The sequence below is a fragment of the Sulfuriferula multivorans genome (genome assembly GCF_003851125.1).
GTDB classification, from domain to species: Bacteria; Pseudomonadota; Gammaproteobacteria; order Burkholderiales; family Sulfuriferulaceae; genus Sulfuriferula; species Sulfuriferula multivorans.
On the sequence record NZ_BGOW01000015.1, the window covers coordinates 148676 to 162503 of the forward strand.

The 13828-nt window shown below is 56.9% G+C and carries 15 protein-coding genes; 5 read left to right on the forward strand and 10 right to left on the reverse strand.

All coding sequences use genetic code 11. The features are described from left to right. Positions 1-9 precede the first annotated feature (9 nt). From EI185_RS09135 to EI185_RS09145, 3 genes are read right to left on the reverse strand one after another with little or no spacing between them, the layout of a single operon-like run. Positions 10-345, reverse strand: a complete 336-nt coding sequence (locus EI185_RS09135; protein WP_124704830.1) for a DUF2173 family protein — start codon at positions 343-345, stop codon at positions 10-12. Positions 346-353: 8 nt separating this feature from the next. Continuing rightward, positions 354-698 carry a DUF2173 family protein gene (locus EI185_RS09140; RefSeq protein ID WP_124704831.1) on the reverse strand — a complete coding sequence of 115 codons (345 nt, stop codon included), beginning with the start codon at positions 696-698 and terminating at the stop codon, positions 354-356. Positions 699-731: 33 nt separating this feature from the next. Next, on the reverse strand, positions 732-1136 hold the full coding sequence (locus EI185_RS09145; protein WP_124704832.1) for a DUF2173 family protein: 405 nt from the start codon (positions 1134-1136) through the stop codon (positions 732-734). A gap of 23 nt (positions 1137-1159) precedes the next feature. Between EI185_RS09145 and EI185_RS09150 the strand changes: the two genes are divergently transcribed. Further along, positions 1160-1645: an RDD family protein gene (locus tag EI185_RS09150; RefSeq protein ID WP_223247757.1), complete on the forward strand. Its 486-nt coding sequence runs from the start codon at positions 1160-1162 to the stop codon at positions 1643-1645. 2 nt (positions 1646-1647) lie between these two features. Here the strand turns inward: EI185_RS09150 and lptG are convergent, their stop codons facing one another. Together lptG and lptF are read right to left on the reverse strand one after the other, a co-directional pair. Next, positions 1648-2721: an LPS export ABC transporter permease LptG gene (gene lptG, locus EI185_RS09155; protein ID WP_124704834.1), complete on the reverse strand. Its 1074-nt coding sequence runs from the start codon at positions 2719-2721 to the stop codon at positions 1648-1650. Next, positions 2718-3800, reverse strand: a complete 1083-nt coding sequence (gene lptF / locus EI185_RS09160) for an LPS export ABC transporter permease LptF (RefSeq protein ID WP_124704835.1) — start codon at positions 3798-3800, stop codon at positions 2718-2720. The genes lptG and lptF overlap by 4 nt, the downstream gene beginning before the upstream one ends. A gap of 126 nt (positions 3801-3926) precedes the next feature. Between lptF and EI185_RS09165 the strand changes: the two genes are divergently transcribed. The 4 genes from EI185_RS09165 to EI185_RS09180 are packed head-to-tail and all read left to right on the forward strand — an operon-like array spanning position 3927 to position 9607. After that, positions 3927-5423 (forward strand): leucyl aminopeptidase, encoded by a 1497-nt coding sequence (locus EI185_RS09165; protein ID WP_124704836.1) that lies wholly within the window; start codon positions 3927-3929, stop codon positions 5421-5423. Beyond that, positions 5420-5848, forward strand: a complete 429-nt coding sequence (locus EI185_RS09170) for a DNA polymerase III subunit chi (protein WP_124704837.1) — start codon at positions 5420-5422, stop codon at positions 5846-5848. Before EI185_RS09165 ends, EI185_RS09170 begins: the two co-directional genes overlap by 4 nt. After that, positions 5845-6828 carry a hypothetical protein gene (locus tag EI185_RS09175; RefSeq protein WP_124704838.1) on the forward strand — a complete coding sequence of 328 codons (984 nt, stop codon included), beginning with the start codon at positions 5845-5847 and terminating at the stop codon, positions 6826-6828. Before EI185_RS09170 ends, EI185_RS09175 begins: the two co-directional genes overlap by 4 nt. A 31-nt stretch (positions 6829-6859) precedes the next feature. Then, positions 6860-9607: a valine--tRNA ligase gene (locus EI185_RS09180; RefSeq protein WP_124704839.1), complete on the forward strand. Its 2748-nt coding sequence runs from the start codon at positions 6860-6862 to the stop codon at positions 9605-9607. Between the two features lie 36 nt (positions 9608-9643). On the opposite strand, the gene EI185_RS09185 is transcribed toward EI185_RS09180, so the two are convergent. The 5 genes from EI185_RS09185 to EI185_RS09205 form a co-directional block, all read right to left on the reverse strand. Beyond that, complete coding sequence (locus tag EI185_RS09185; protein ID WP_124704840.1) at positions 9644-10036, reverse strand: hypothetical protein; 393 nt, start codon at positions 10034-10036, stop codon at positions 9644-9646. Then, on the reverse strand, positions 10033-10947 hold the full coding sequence (locus EI185_RS09190) for a lipoate--protein ligase family protein (protein ID WP_124704841.1): 915 nt from the start codon (positions 10945-10947) through the stop codon (positions 10033-10035). The genes EI185_RS09185 and EI185_RS09190 overlap by 4 nt, the downstream gene beginning before the upstream one ends. A 74-nt stretch (positions 10948-11021) precedes the next feature. Next, positions 11022-11432 (reverse strand): hypothetical protein, encoded by a 411-nt coding sequence (locus EI185_RS09195; RefSeq protein ID WP_124704842.1) that lies wholly within the window; start codon positions 11430-11432, stop codon positions 11022-11024. Between the two features lie 99 nt (positions 11433-11531). Further along, a complete protein-coding gene (locus tag EI185_RS09200; RefSeq protein WP_223247758.1) occupies positions 11532-12419 on the reverse strand; it encodes a hypothetical protein in 888 nt (295 codons plus the stop codon). 101 nt (positions 12420-12520) lie between these two features. Then, a complete protein-coding gene (locus tag EI185_RS09205; RefSeq protein ID WP_124704843.1) occupies positions 12521-13810 on the reverse strand; it encodes an OmpP1/FadL family transporter in 1290 nt (429 codons plus the stop codon). Positions 13811-13828: the final 18 nt, after the last annotated feature.

Here is a 13828-nt window from a genome sequence, read left to right on the forward strand (position 1 = left end):
TACGTGGGTTTACTCATGTGATGCGTGTTCCAGCGCCGCCATGATTTCATTGAGGGAAGCTTCCCGGTTATCCACCATCGCCACCAGGTTGGCTACATTGCACACGGTCATATTGGCGCCATGCACAATCCAGCCTTTGGCTGGAGTCCAGCCGCGCATCTGGGAAAACAACGAAAACAGGTCGGTATTGCCCGCCACCATGCGCCGGTACCATTGCGCAAACTGCGCCAGGCGCCCTTGCATTTCTGCCGGGATCACGCCTTCGCCTTCGAGGATCGTGCCATCGTCCTGAAAACGACACACGGCTATCACGCCATCCAGTACTAAAATTCGTTTGAGCGACATATTCGCTCCTATGCCGTGCAGGCAGAAATAGCGGCGAAGGCTGCCTCGTAATCGGCATCGCGGTTTTTGACCACCACGCCGCAATTACCATTTACGACCGCCGACCAATCCAGTCCTACCAGGGAAAATCCCTGCAGCGGCTCAAACCCTTTTTGACCAGTGAGCGCTTCCCAGCCGCGCGCTTCCATGGTGGCGACCGCCATGTTGGCGACACAAGTGTGCGCCAGCAGATCCAGCACCTGCGGTGTTAGTTCATTGCCTTCCTTGATCATCTGACCGGTCAGATCACCTTTGTCGGTGTAAGTAAACGCTGCCATTACGCCGGGGACTTCCATCAGTTTGGCCAGATCCATTGTTACCTCCTGTTACAATTTAGAATTTTTAGATTAAACGAGTTGCTCGGTGACATCGCCGCCGATTTTGGAGTACATGACCTGCATCACGTTGTCGCTGATATCGCCTACTTTGGCGCGCATCACCGTCATCACGTCATTCAGTACGCCCTGGCGGTTTTCCAGCAGGCAGAAAAAATTGCCCACCGCGCACACGCTGAGCTGTTTTCCGCGCACAATCCAGCCCTGCAGCGGACGACAGCCGCAATGCTCGGCGAATGAACTGAACATTTCCGCTTGCATACTGACGTTGAGTGTATTGGCACGGCACAGAATGGACGCCATGCGGGCTTGTTCATCGGTCAGCCCGCCTTCGTAAGTGTAACGATCGCCCCGATAGGCGTATTCTCCGGCTGCAATGACGCCCGGGATGGCCATGAGTTGTTTTGCTATATGCATCTCCCCCTCCTCCGTTGTTATGCTTGCGTCGAAACTACGAGCGTAGCTTTACTGCCTTTTGGAATAGAATAGAGATTATGGAAAAAAGTGCAACTCCTTCGCTGCCAACAGCCGGTTTATGGCGCCGAATTTCGGCAATAATTTATGAATCCCTGCTGTTGCTGGCCTTATTATTCATTGCAGATTATCTGTTTCTAGCGCTGACGCACAACGCCTCTTCACCTCTATTCAAAGCGCTTTTGCAGGTTTATTTACTGCTGATGATGGCGGCTTATTTCAGTTGGTCATGGTTACGCGGACAAACGCTGGCGATGAAAACCTGGCGTATTCGAGTGGTTAATCTCGAAGGCGCCCCGATCACCTTGAAACAGGCTCTGCTACGCTTCGTGCTGGCTCTTGTGCTTATCCCGGCATTTGGCATCAGCCTGATCTGGGCGCTGTTTGATCGAGACAAGCAGTTTCTGCATGACCGTCTCGCTGCCACGCGACTGGTGAGAACTGACGTTTAAGCCTATTGCCTCTGCACCTTGCGTATCATCGCAATCGCCACCAGCAGGAATACCAGCGTCGGCAAGACGGCGCTGATCAGCGGCGGCCAGTCATTGAGCAGCCCCAGGTAGGCAAACAGGCGGTTGAGCAAGTGGTACCCCAGTCCGAGCATAATCCCGGCAAACACCCGGGCCCCCACTGCGCCAGAACGCGGCCGGTGATAGGCAAACGGCAATGCAATCAACATCATCACCGGAGCTGAAAGCGGGTAAAACAGCTTGGACCACAGGGCGATTTCATAACGTTCGGTTGTTTGTTTGTTCTTGCGCAGATGCTGGATGTACGACCACAAATTGGATGCGGACATTTTTTCCGGCGCGACCAGCAGCACACTCATAATCCCCGGAGTCAGAACCGAACGCCAAACTTCTTCAGGCTTATGACTCACACTGACATTACCATTGCCGAATTGGGTCTCGGTAATATCCTGCAGGCGCCAACGGTTATCGCGCAGATAATCGCCTTGCTTTGCATGGCTGATTTTCTGCAAACGAAAGGCATCGTCAAACGCATAGATATTCACGTCGCGCAACTCGTTTCCCGGCGTCACTTCACGGATATTGATGAAGCTTTGCCCGTCACGCACCCATAGCCCAGAACGAAAAGCCTGTGCTACCAGCGCATGGGTTGCAGTCAGCTTGACCTGCTGCGCATAACGCTCAGAGACAGGGGCGATCAGTTCGCCAAACACAAACGTCAACGCGGTAAAGAGCAGCCCGACACCCATCAGATAGCCTGCCACACGCTGGATCGATATGCCCGACACCAGCATGATGGTGAACTCGGAATTGGCGACCATGCGCGCCAGTGCAAACAGCGTGCCGATCAGCGCAGCCACCGGCAACAGTTCGTAGACGTGGCCCGGGACACTCAGGGCCACAAAGGTCAGGATATTGAGCAGGCCATACCCACCTTGCCCCAATGAGCCTAGTTCATTGAGCAAATCAAAAAATGCGTACAGGGTCATCAACGCTGTAAACACAAACAGTGAACTGACCAGGGTTTCCTTCGCCAGATAACGTGCCAGAATTTTCATCGGCGCCAACGCCACCACGGGCGCATTGAAATGCGCTGATAGAACATCGACACCAGCACACCTGCCATCAGCAGATGCACTGCCCACATGCCCACCAGCGGCGAGATTTTCTGTTGCGCCACCCAGGCCTGGGAAATACCCAGCAGGTTGTTGTAGATCACGTAAATCAGCAATGCCAAAAGCAGTTTGAACGAGCGCCCGGCACGCGGATTCACGAAGCTCAGCGGAATCGCCATAAGCGCCAGGACCGCTGCGCTGATCGGAAAGCTCCAACGCCACACCAGTTCTGCCATATTGGCCGGCGTGGGATCTCGCAACAGCTTGCCCGTGGGCAAGACCTTGGGTTCAAAGGTCTGCTGAGCGACAAAGTGCGCTGGCTCGATTCGGATCCAGTAGCGTCCGAACTCGACCGTCTTGTAATCAGCACGCCCCGGCACCCCTTCATAGCGGCGACCATTTTCCAGCACCAGGTAGCGCTCACCATTGGGCAATTCGGTATGAAATCCTTCCTTGGCGACTACAATCCCCAGCTGGTTGTTGTCCAGCGATTGCATGAACACGTTTTTCACCCGCGTACCAATCTGGGACAGGCTTTCGACAAAATAAACCTTGTCCGCATTTCTGGATTCAATGAACATGCCCGGAGAAATTGCCGACATATCGTCGCGGTTATTCAGCACCGCACTGTACACTTCCTTTTTCTGCAATGCCCACGGGATCACGGCAAGATTAAGAACTGCAATTAAAAACACCATAGGCAGGGCAAAATACAGCACAGGTCGGATCCAGCTGAGCAAGCCTTGTCCGGCGCTGAACCACACCACCATTTCACTATCCCGGTATGCGCGCGACACGGTCATCATGACGGTAATGAACAGCGCCAGCGACAGCAGTACAGGTAGAAAACCAAGCAGGCCAAAGCCGAGAAAGGCAAATACTGCATCCAGCGCCAGTTTGCCGCGCGCCGCATCGCCCAACAGGCGGATGAACAGCGTGCTCAGGGTGATCGCAATGAGCACCAGAAACACCGCCAGACAGTTATATACAAGTTCGCGCACCAGCGCGCGTCGGAAGATCATTTTTGCGGAGGATAATAGGTAGTTGTTTTGACTTTTACCTCAACACTGCAAATAATGCATTGAAGTGTTTCAGGTCTTACAAGTCGCTGTTTGGAAATCACGCAGAAAATATTAAGGAGTACATCGGTGGAATTTAGCATAAAAAGTACCAGCCCTGAAAAACAACGTACCGCCTGTCTCGTGGTGGGCGTACATGAATCGCGCAAACTCTCGCCTGCCGCCACGCAAATCGACCAACAGGCCGGAGGGTATCTGACTGACATCTTGCGCCATGGCGACATGGACGGGCGACTTGGCAGCACTTGCCTGCTACACAAGGTACCGGGCACGATATGTGAACGAGTATTGCTGGTCGGACTCGGCCGTGAGCGCGATATGAACGAAAAGGCCTACGCTGATGCCAGTAATGCAATGCTTAAGGCACTTGCTGGCTGCGGTGCCGCCGATGCGGCCATCTATCTGATTCAAACCAGTGTCAAAGGCCGCGACCTGGCGTGGAATATCGAGCAACTGGTCATCGCCGCCGAAGCCAGCCAGTACCAGCCGGGCAAGCTAAAAAGCAAACAGGATAAATCTCCCTCCAAACTGCGCAAACTGACTTTTGGCATTAGCGACAGCCAACAGCAGGCAAGCGCCGAAGCTGCCCTGGCACAAGGCCTGGCAATAGGCGCCGGCATGAGCCTGGCTAAAATGCTGGGTGACTTGCCCGGTAACGTATGCACCCCTACCTACTTGGCCGGGCAGGCGCAGGCACTGGCTAAATCGCACAAACTCAAATGCGAGGTACTGGACAAAAAAGACATCGAAAAGCTCGGCATGGGCTCATTCCTGTCGGTAGCGAAAGGCAGCCGGCAACCGCCCAAACTGGTTGTGTTGCACCACAACGGCGGCAAAAAGGGCGACAAACCCATTGTATTGGTTGGAAAAGGCATCACCTTTGACGCGGGCGGCATTTCGCTCAAGCCCGCCGCCGAAATGGATGAAATGAAATACGATATGTGTGGCGCCGCCAGCGTGCTCGGTACGCTACGCGCCATCGCCGAAATGAAACTGCCGCTCAATGTGGTCGGCGTCATTCCCACTTGTGAAAATCTGCCGGATGGCGACGCCAACAAGCCGGGGGATATTGTCACCTCGATGTCCGGCCAGACCATCGAAATCCTCAACACCGATGCCGAAGGCCGCCTGATTCTGTGCGATGCACTCACCTATAGCGAACGTTTTGAGCCGGCCGCGGTGATCGACATCGCCACCCTCACTGGCGCCTGCGTGATCGCACTGGGCCACCACGCCACCGGCATGTTCAGCAATCACGACAGCCTGGCACGAGAAATCGAACACGCCGGCACTGCCGCGCAAGATCGCGTATGGCGCCTGCCGCTGTGGGATGACTACCAGCAGCAGCTGGACAGCAATTTTGCCGACATCGCGAATATCGGCGGCCGCGCAGGCGGCTCCATCACTGCTGCCTGTTTCCTGTCGCGCTTCACCAAAAAATACGACTGGGCGCATCTCGACATCGCCGGCACAGCATGGAAATCCGGCAAGGACAAAGGCAGCACAGGGCGCCCTGTGCCGCTTCTGGTGCATTTCCTGGTGAAGCGTGCCGGCCGGCCCAAATGACGCGCGTGGATTTTTATACGCACGCGCCGGACAAACTTGAACTGGCGCGCGTGCTCACCGGCAAGGCCTATCGGCAGGGGCTGAAAGTCATGCTCTACTCGCCCGACAGCCGGGTGGTGGCCGATATGGACAAGCGCCTGTGGGAGGTTCCGGCCAACAGTTTTTTGCCGCACTGTGGTTGTACCGCACCGCACGCCAGCGCCACGCCCGTGGTGTTGGGCGAGACCGCCGACCACCTGCCGCACGACAATGTGCTGATCAATTTGCATGACACCACGCCGACGTTTTTCAGCCGCTTTGAACGCCTGATCGAAATTGTTTCGCTGGACAGCGCCGACCAGGATGCGGCGCGTTTGCGCTGGCGTTTTTACAAACAGCGCGGCTACGAGATGCACAGTCATGACCTGCGTGAAAAACAAACATGACTGATCCGATGCATCAACTGCTGGATAAAATGCAGACGCTCATGGGTAAGCATCGTGATGCGCCGGTGAAACTCGAGACTGAACCCGCCTCCCCTCCACCCGCAGAAGCCGTAGCCGAGGCAACTCCGTTTCCGGTTTTAACTGACATCGTGCGGCGCGGCGAAATCATTGCAGACCTGCCTTCCTCTGCTCCGCAACCTCTCCCTGACTTCACAGAGGAAATCACCGCGCCTCGACCAGAGGATGAAACCGTCAACATCCCTGAAGCATTCATCCAAACCGAACAGGACGACTCCTATGCCATTGTCGCCACACCGGTTCTGACCGATATCGTTTGGCGCGGCGAATTACTCCTCGACGCGCCACCCGACGATACGCAGGCAACGCCTGATACCATCGAAGAAATCCCTGAACCAGCCGAAGCGACGGACAATTTACTCCTCGACGCGCCACCCGACGATACGCAGGCAACGCCTGATACCATCGAAGAAATCCCTGAACCAGCCGAAGCGACGGACAATTTACTCCTCGACGCGCCACCCGACGATACGCAGGCAGCGCCTGAAACCATTGAGGAAATCCCTGAACCAGCCGAAGCGACGGACAATAGTACCAGCGAGTTCATCAGCCCCGAACATGCACCGCAAGCCGAAACGCCTGACGCCTCGGTGGAAATCACTCATTTGGTTGTGCCCACTGACAATATCCCCGAGGCCTTTACCAGTCCCGAGCTGGCCGAGCTGCTTGCCACTTCGGTTGCCACCCACGTACTTGGCATGATCGACGGCCATCTCATGCACGAAGTCAATACCGTGGTGGCGCAACGCCTGCGCCGCGTCGTTGACGAAACTTTATCCACGCTGCTGACCCAGCTTGCTCTCGACATGGAATCGCTCGTACGCGAGGCGGTCGTCGAAGAACTGGCCAGACATGGCATTCATCCTGCCAACACCCCGGGGAACCCGTCCAATCCGGTATAATCGCGGGTTTTAAGCCTCAACTTCTCGCATCATGGAACTCGCCAAAAGCTTCGAACCCCGCGACATCGAGCAACGCTGGTATCAGCACTGGGAACAGTCCGGCTATTTCCGTCCCAGCATGGACGCCAGCCGCCCCGCTTACTGCATCATGCTGCCGCCGCCCAACGTCACCGGCACGCTGCATATGGGCCATGCGTTCCAGCATACGCTGATGGACGCACTGATCCGCTACCACCGCATGCAGGGCGACAATACCCTGTGGCAGCCCGGCACGGACCACGCCGGTATCGCCACCCAGATCGTGGTGGAACGCCAGCTCGACGCCAAAGGCGAGTCGCGGCATCAGCTCGGGCGCGAAACTTTCCTGAAAAGAGTATGGGAATGGAAGGAACACTCCGGTTCCACCATCACCCGCCAGATGCGCCGTCTGGGCACCTCGTGCGACTGGTCACGCGAACGCTTCACCATGGACGCCGGTCTGTCCGAGGCGGTGACGGAAGTATTCGTAAAGCTCTATAACGAAGGGCTGATTTATCGCGGCAAGCGTCTGGTCAACTGGGATCCGGTGCTGGGCACGGCGGTGTCCGACCTGGAAGTGGTATCCGAAGAAGAGGACGGCTTCCTGTGGCACATCCGCTACCCAATCGAAGGCGAGGACGGCTTTGTCGAAGTCGCCACCACCCGCCCGGAAACCCTGCTGGGCGACGTCGCGGTGGCGGTGCACCCCGACGACGAACGTTATAAACATCTCGTCGGCCGCCATGTGCGGCTACCGATTGCCGAGCGCAGCATCCCGGTGATTGCCGATGACTACGTTGACCCGGCGTTCGGTACCGGCGTGGTCAAAATCACGCCGGCGCACGACTTCAACGACTACGCCGTGGGCATACGCCACAAGCTGCCGCCGATCAGCGTGTTGACGCTCGACGCCAAAATGAACGACCTCTGCCCGATCGAATACCAGGGGCTGGATCGCTACGTGGCACGCGAGAAACTGCTCGTCGAACTGCAAGCCAAGGACCTGCTGGTCGCCGCCAAACCGCACAAGCTGATGGTGCCGCGCGGTGACCGCACTGGCGCCGTGATCGAACCCATGCTCACCGATCAGTGGTTTGTCGCAATGCAACAAATGGGCGCGAGCGGCCTCGATGCGGTCAAGTCCGGCAAGCTCCGATTCGTGCCGGAAAACTGGACCACCACCTACAACCAGTGGCTGGAAAATATCCAGGACTGGTGCATCTCGCGCCAATTGTGGTGGGGGCATCGCATCCCCGCCTGGTACGACGAGGACGGCAATCACTACGTCGCCCGCAGCGAAGCCGAGGCGAGCAAACTTGCCGCTGGCCGGCCGCTGACCCGCGACGAGGATGTGCTCGACACCTGGTTCTCCTCCGCACTGTGGCCGTTCTCCACCTTGGGCTGGCCGCAAAAAACCCCTGAACTGGGCGCTTTCCTGCCCGGCTCGGTACTGGTCACCGGCTTTGACATCATCTTTTTCTGGGTCGCACGCATGGTGATGATGTCGCTGCATTTCACCGGCGAAGTGCCATTCCGGGAAGTGTATGTGACCGGCCTGGTACGCGATGCCCACGGCAACAAAATGTCCAAGTCCAAGGGCAACGTAATTGACCCGCTCGACCTGATCGACGGCATCGACCTCGACAGCCTGATCGCCAAGCGCACCACCGGCATGATGAATCCCAAGCAGGCGCAGGCCATCGCCAAACAGACCCGCACCGACTATCCGAATGGCTTCGCGGCCTTCGGCACCGATGCCATCCGTTTCACTTTCGCCAGCCTCGCCACCCATGGTCGCGACATCAAGTTCGACCTGCAACGCGCCGACGGTTACCGCAATTTCTGCAACAAGCTGTGGAACGCCACGCGCTTCGTGCTGATGAACTGCGAAGGCAAGGACGTGGGACTGGACGACAGCCTGCCCCTCACGTATTCCGATGCGGACCACTGGGTCATCAGCCGCCTGCAGCAGGCCGAAACCGAGGTCGCCAGTGCCTTCGCCGACTACCGCTTCGACATGGCTGCGCGCGCCGTTTATGAATTTGTCTGGGACGAATACTGCGACTGGTATGTGGAACTCGCCAAGGTACAGATCAATAGCGGCGACGAGGCTGCCGCCCGCGCCACACGCCGCACCCTGGTGCGCGTGCTGGAGGCCGCGCTGCGTCTGGCGCACCCGATTATCCCGTTCATTACCGAGGAACTCTGGCACACCGTGGCACCGCTGGCGGACAAACACGGCGCCAGCATCATGACCCAGCCTTACCCGCTGGCCGACGCAGCCAAAGTGGACGCTGGCGCCTGCGAACGCATCGCCCTGCTTAAGGACCTCATCAACGCCACGCGCGGCCTGCGCGGTGAAATGAGTCTGTCACCTGCGCTGAAAGTGCCCATGGCCATCAGCGGCGATGCCAGCGCGCTCACCCGCTTCGCGCCTTACCTTGCGGCGCTGGCCAAATTGAGCGAGGTCAAAATCAGCGCCGAACTGCCGCCCGGCGACGCTCCCGTTGCCATCGTCGGTGACATCAGGCTGATGCTGCTGATCGAAATAGATCGGGACGCGGAGAAAGCCCGGCTGGAAAAAGAAATCGCGCGCCTGCAGGGCGAAATCACCAAATGCGCAGCCAAGCTGGGCAACGCCAGCTTCGTGGACCGCGCCCCGGTTGCCGTGGTGGATCAGGAAAAACAGCGTCTGACGGATTTCAAGGACACGCTGGGCAAACTGCAAGACCAGTTGAGCCGCCTGGCGGCGCAGAACTGAATCCGTCATGCCGGCCTGGATCCGGCATGGTGGGGGTTATTCTCCCCAGCGATACTGGTGGCAGAACTGCCCTACCCGCTCCACCACTTCGTCACGCTCAAAGAAGCGGTCGGCACGGTTCAGCCTGGCCTGATCGCGCTCGTCCTGACTGCCGCCAAAGCAGAATATCGGCACGTTGAGCATCCACTCCATGCGTACCTGACGTATCGCGTCCTGCGGGTCGAAGTCATCGGTCAGGGTATCCAGGTCTAAAAAAATGAAGCGATGCAGCAGGATGTCGTGGAATTCACCCAAACTCTCCAAATCCAGGGTTTCCACCATCTGCCAGCCCTGCGGCAGTTGTGCGCGCAATTGCGCTGCGATGCCAGCATCGTTGCTCATCAGAATGAATTTGCGTTGCAGACGCGCTTCGATGGTAGGTTGACTCATATGGCCTCCGGATTGAAATGAGCGGTCTCGGTTATGCGCTGCGCCCAGAGTTGTGCCGCAGCGCTATCGAGATAAGTCGCCAGCTCAGCAGCAATTGAATCGGGTTCACTGGCCAATAGCGTCTCCGGCAAACCGGGCGCGACGGACAGCGCCACCCGCACCACACGCCTTTCCTGGGTCAGCACCCGCACCCAGCCAGTATCATACTGGCGCTCGGTCAGGTAACAGGCGGCGTTGATCTTGATGCCGTGCGGCACCATGCGTGCGCTGCCCTGATGATCCGGGATCAGCTCTGTGCGCCATTCGTCACTGGCTGCACGCTCATCCTCGCGCAACAGTGACTGCTCCCAGCGCCAGCCGAACTGGTTATTGGCAGCGCGCCGATACACCATGGATAACCACTCCCAGTCGGGCACGCTGGCATGTTGCGACCAAGAGGTAAGCGATGCACGTAACGCTTCGATCAACCACTGGCGAAAGCCATCAGATGGAGAAGCGACCCGTCCGGCAAACTGTTCGATGGGGAAATCCAGCATGAAGCTCGACCCCACCACGCCGGCGCGGCCTATGGTGGCGGCGCCGCTGCCTGCGAGCTTGCTGCCATGCAGCCAGATATCCTGTGCCGCCAGCGTGACCGGCAGGCCTGCCTCGTGATAAACCTGCACCATGGGCTGCAAAGCGTGGGCGTACCAGTCAGCGGAGCGAAACGGAAAAAAATCCAGCGGCGCGACCAGCGCCACACACGCCTGATCGCTATCCACCCAGACCCCGCCGCCGCCCAGCGGACGCCGCACAATGGGCACGTCCGAGTATGCGGCGTTCAACTCAACCGACGCGGATTGATGCTGCCCGAGGCAAATATGCGGCTGTGGTCTGCCCCATACCACGGCTGGTAAATCGCCGGGCTGCATGGCTTCTGCCACACCTGCGTAGGTGGCATGGTAATCCCACGGGTCGCAGCAGCCTAAATCAATCCAGCGCGCCCTCAGGAGGCGGATGGCTCGCCTCCCTCGTCAGGTTTGTTTTCCTTGAAAAACTTGCCGAAATAGAAATCGCGCCGATTCAGCGCCTCCAGTTCTTCGGCGCGGGCAGTGAGGCCCGCACGCATGATTTCCACCAGATATTGCCCCTGTTCGGCGTCCAGAATATGGATTTCATTAATCAGGTCCTCGTCCACATCCACGAAATGCGCGGCAAACCCCTCGGGCGCCTGCACATGCAGCAACCAGGACTTGCAATCCGGGTCTTCCGCATCCACCGGGCTCATGCTGATTTTGCCCAGCCAGGCCATACGCGCGGCCTGGTTGAAATAGCGTATATCGAGCTTCTTGCCCTTCTTGTACTTGTTCAGTTCGTTTTTTAACGAACCCACATCGGTGACTTTAATCGATTTCATGGCTGATCTTTCCTGATTTTCGAACTTTAGAGTGTGACGAATTTGGCGTCGCCCTGCAACAAAAAGCCCCGCCGCAGCGGGGCAATGGATAGTGCTATTTTAATGTTCAGGAGTTGTTCCCGCCACCCTGCCCATGGTCGCGCGGATTTCGTCCGGAATCTCGACGATACGCGTGAAATGCCCCATGCTCAGATTCGGCCAGCCCAGTGCAATACGATAACGAGCATAGAGGGAATACACTTTGTTACCCACAATATAGATTTCATAGGGAAGGCCGGCAATGTAATCCGCACCGCCGACTGTGTATACCCAGCGACCATCGCCCGTTTTGTCGTCATTCATGGCAACACCAAATACGGCGATTTTTTTATCCGCCATGACCACCTCATACACCTCGGCAGTATGATTAACGCCTTTGGCCAGATTGTCGCGCACTGTCGTCACGGCAGCATTGAAATCAGGCAATGTATTGAGTTCGTTCTTGTCCGAATCGAAACGCTCCATGCCTGGCATATAGCGATACTCGGGCAGAAATGCAGCGCGTTCGTCGCCGCCAAACCCGGCACCCACGCCCAGCGCCTGCGCCAATCTTTCCTGCACGGCTTTGACAGCCGCCTGCTCGCGAACAAAGTTGTTGCGGAAAAAAGCGCGGTACCAGTAGTCCGGATTCATGTAGGAAACCGTGCCATCGCTCTGCACGCCAATGCGTATCCCGGCCCCGACTATATTGCTGCCACCGATACGGTGGATGGCATCCAGAATACCCTTGTCGCTGACCACCAGCACGGCATACTGCGGCATGCCTTGTATCTGATATTTGCCCAGCGTGGTCAACCCGGCAGCCCCGGTTTTTTTCTCGACCGCCGCCAGCACCTGCGCCACGTCGCCGGCCGCCACCCGATCTGCGGAAATGTAGGGCGCCACCGCCAGCGCCCACGGCGACCATAACAAGAACAACAACACTCCCAATGCACGTTTCATTGCCATCACACTGCTGTTTTAACCGGGTAAAAAACAAAAAGGCCGAGGGGATTAACCCTCAGCCTGATTGTACTGCTTTTGAAACAGACTAACTCAGATCAGCTTGCTTACATCTTCCAGGCGTAAGCGATGCCAATCGAATTTTGGTACATTTTGATGGTTTCAGTGCCGCCCATGACGAGTGACGGGCCGGATACCGAGTTCTCAAACGCATGCATGTAAGACACCGTCAGTTCATCACCTGAATTGGTCAGGTAAGTCACACCCAAGGTAGCGTGATCCTTGACCACACCCGGAGCGATGATGTTGAAGGTCACATCACTCGCCTGGATTGGGTTGTCACCATGGTTGTAACCCGCACGCAGCGTCCACTGTTTGTTGTATTGATACGCCGCACCCAGCTTCCAGACGTCCACATCCTGCCAGCCAAAGCCGGGGCCATTGGACGCGCCCAGTGCATTGCCAAGAAGAAGATTCTTGCCGGGATTGGCAATGGAATTCACGCCGCTATAATTGATACGCTGATAGTCCAGCGCCAGGGTCAATTCAGGCGTGGCCTGGAAAGCAATACCCAGATTGTAGTTCTCCGGCAGGTCAAACCCACCCTGATCGGCGAACAGGCCCTTGTACCGATCGAATTTCTGCATGTTCATTTTCGTGGCATACGCAGCACCAATAGTGATCGTTGGCGTGATTTTTCCCATATATCCAACACGCAGACCGTAGCCAAAGGCATGGTCATAACCTCTATTGGTAACGTCCCCCTTACTGCTTGAATAAGGGATGAATGCTTGCAGACCATCGGCCTTGAAGGTCTGGTAACCAATCAAAGGTGAAATACCAATGGAGTGGTTGGGAGCAATCTTGAACGCCACGGTAGGGGCAACGATCAACTGCATCAGATCAACACCAAGTCGACCTTGGCCGCAAAGAGCATTGGAAGCTGGCGCGCCCGCGCCACAGTAATTTGCCGGGATCACTGCGCCTGCATAATCGGTATTCATACCACCGTTGCCATACACGGTCACGCCCAGCGACATATTGGGGTTGAGCATTTTATTGTAGCCGAACTCAGGAACAGGAAAGTAATTGCTATCACTATCTTGAGAGAAATTACGGCCAGGATCTGGACCACCAAAAGAAGAATTAATGCGACTCGCCGAACGCTTGGGTGAAAACAGGCTCACGCCCAGATTAAGCTGGTCGCCCGCGAACACCATGCTGGCTGGGTTGTTGGCACCGCCGAATGCATCATCTGCCATCGCTGTCGCTGCGCCGCCCATACCGTTGGCTTTCATGCCGTAACCGCTCGAGAAATAACCGTTGGTTGCCATGGCTGCGCCAGGCAGTGCAAAACCGGCAACGGCCATCAGGCCAATCAATTTTTTGAGTTTCATTTATGTAGTCTCCAAGGA

What these genes read in the sequence shown, in the direction of transcription:
- EI185_RS09135 (WP_124704830.1), bottom strand. Translation starts at nt 345, where the DNA reads ATGTCGCTCAAACGAATTTTAGTACTGGATGGCGTGATAGCCGTGTGT.
- EI185_RS09140 (WP_124704831.1), bottom strand. Translation starts at nt 698, where the DNA reads ATGGATCTGGCCAAACTGATGGAAGTCCCCGGCGTAATGGCAGCGTTT.
- EI185_RS09145 (WP_124704832.1), bottom strand. Translation starts at nt 1,136, where the DNA reads ATGCATATAGCAAAACAACTCATGGCCATCCCGGGCGTCATTGCAGCC.
- lptG (WP_124704834.1), bottom strand. Translation starts at nt 2,721, where the DNA reads ATGAAAATTCTGGCACGTTATCTGGCGAAGGAAACCCTGGTCAGTTCA.
- lptF (WP_124704835.1), bottom strand. Translation starts at nt 3,800, where the DNA reads ATGATCTTCCGACGCGCGCTGGTGCGCGAACTTGTATATAACTGTCTG.
- EI185_RS09170 (WP_124704837.1), top strand. Translation starts at nt 5,420, where the DNA reads ATGACGCGCGTGGATTTTTATACGCACGCGCCGGACAAACTTGAACTG.
- EI185_RS09175 (WP_124704838.1), top strand. Translation starts at nt 5,845, where the DNA reads ATGACTGATCCGATGCATCAACTGCTGGATAAAATGCAGACGCTCATG.
- EI185_RS09180 (WP_124704839.1), top strand. Translation starts at nt 6,860, where the DNA reads ATGGAACTCGCCAAAAGCTTCGAACCCCGCGACATCGAGCAACGCTGG.
- EI185_RS09185 (WP_124704840.1), bottom strand. Translation starts at nt 10,036, where the DNA reads ATGAGTCAACCTACCATCGAAGCGCGTCTGCAACGCAAATTCATTCTG.
- EI185_RS09190 (WP_124704841.1), bottom strand. Translation starts at nt 10,947, where the DNA reads ATGCAGCCCGGCGATTTACCAGCCGTGGTATGGGGCAGACCACAGCCG.
- EI185_RS09195 (WP_124704842.1), bottom strand. Translation starts at nt 11,432, where the DNA reads ATGAAATCGATTAAAGTCACCGATGTGGGTTCGTTAAAAAACGAACTG.
- EI185_RS09200 (WP_223247758.1), bottom strand. Translation starts at nt 12,419, where the DNA reads ATGGCAATGAAACGTGCATTGGGAGTGTTGTTGTTCTTGTTATGGTCG.
- EI185_RS09205 (WP_124704843.1), bottom strand. Translation starts at nt 13,810, where the DNA reads ATGAAACTCAAAAAATTGATTGGCCTGATGGCCGTTGCCGGTTTTGCA.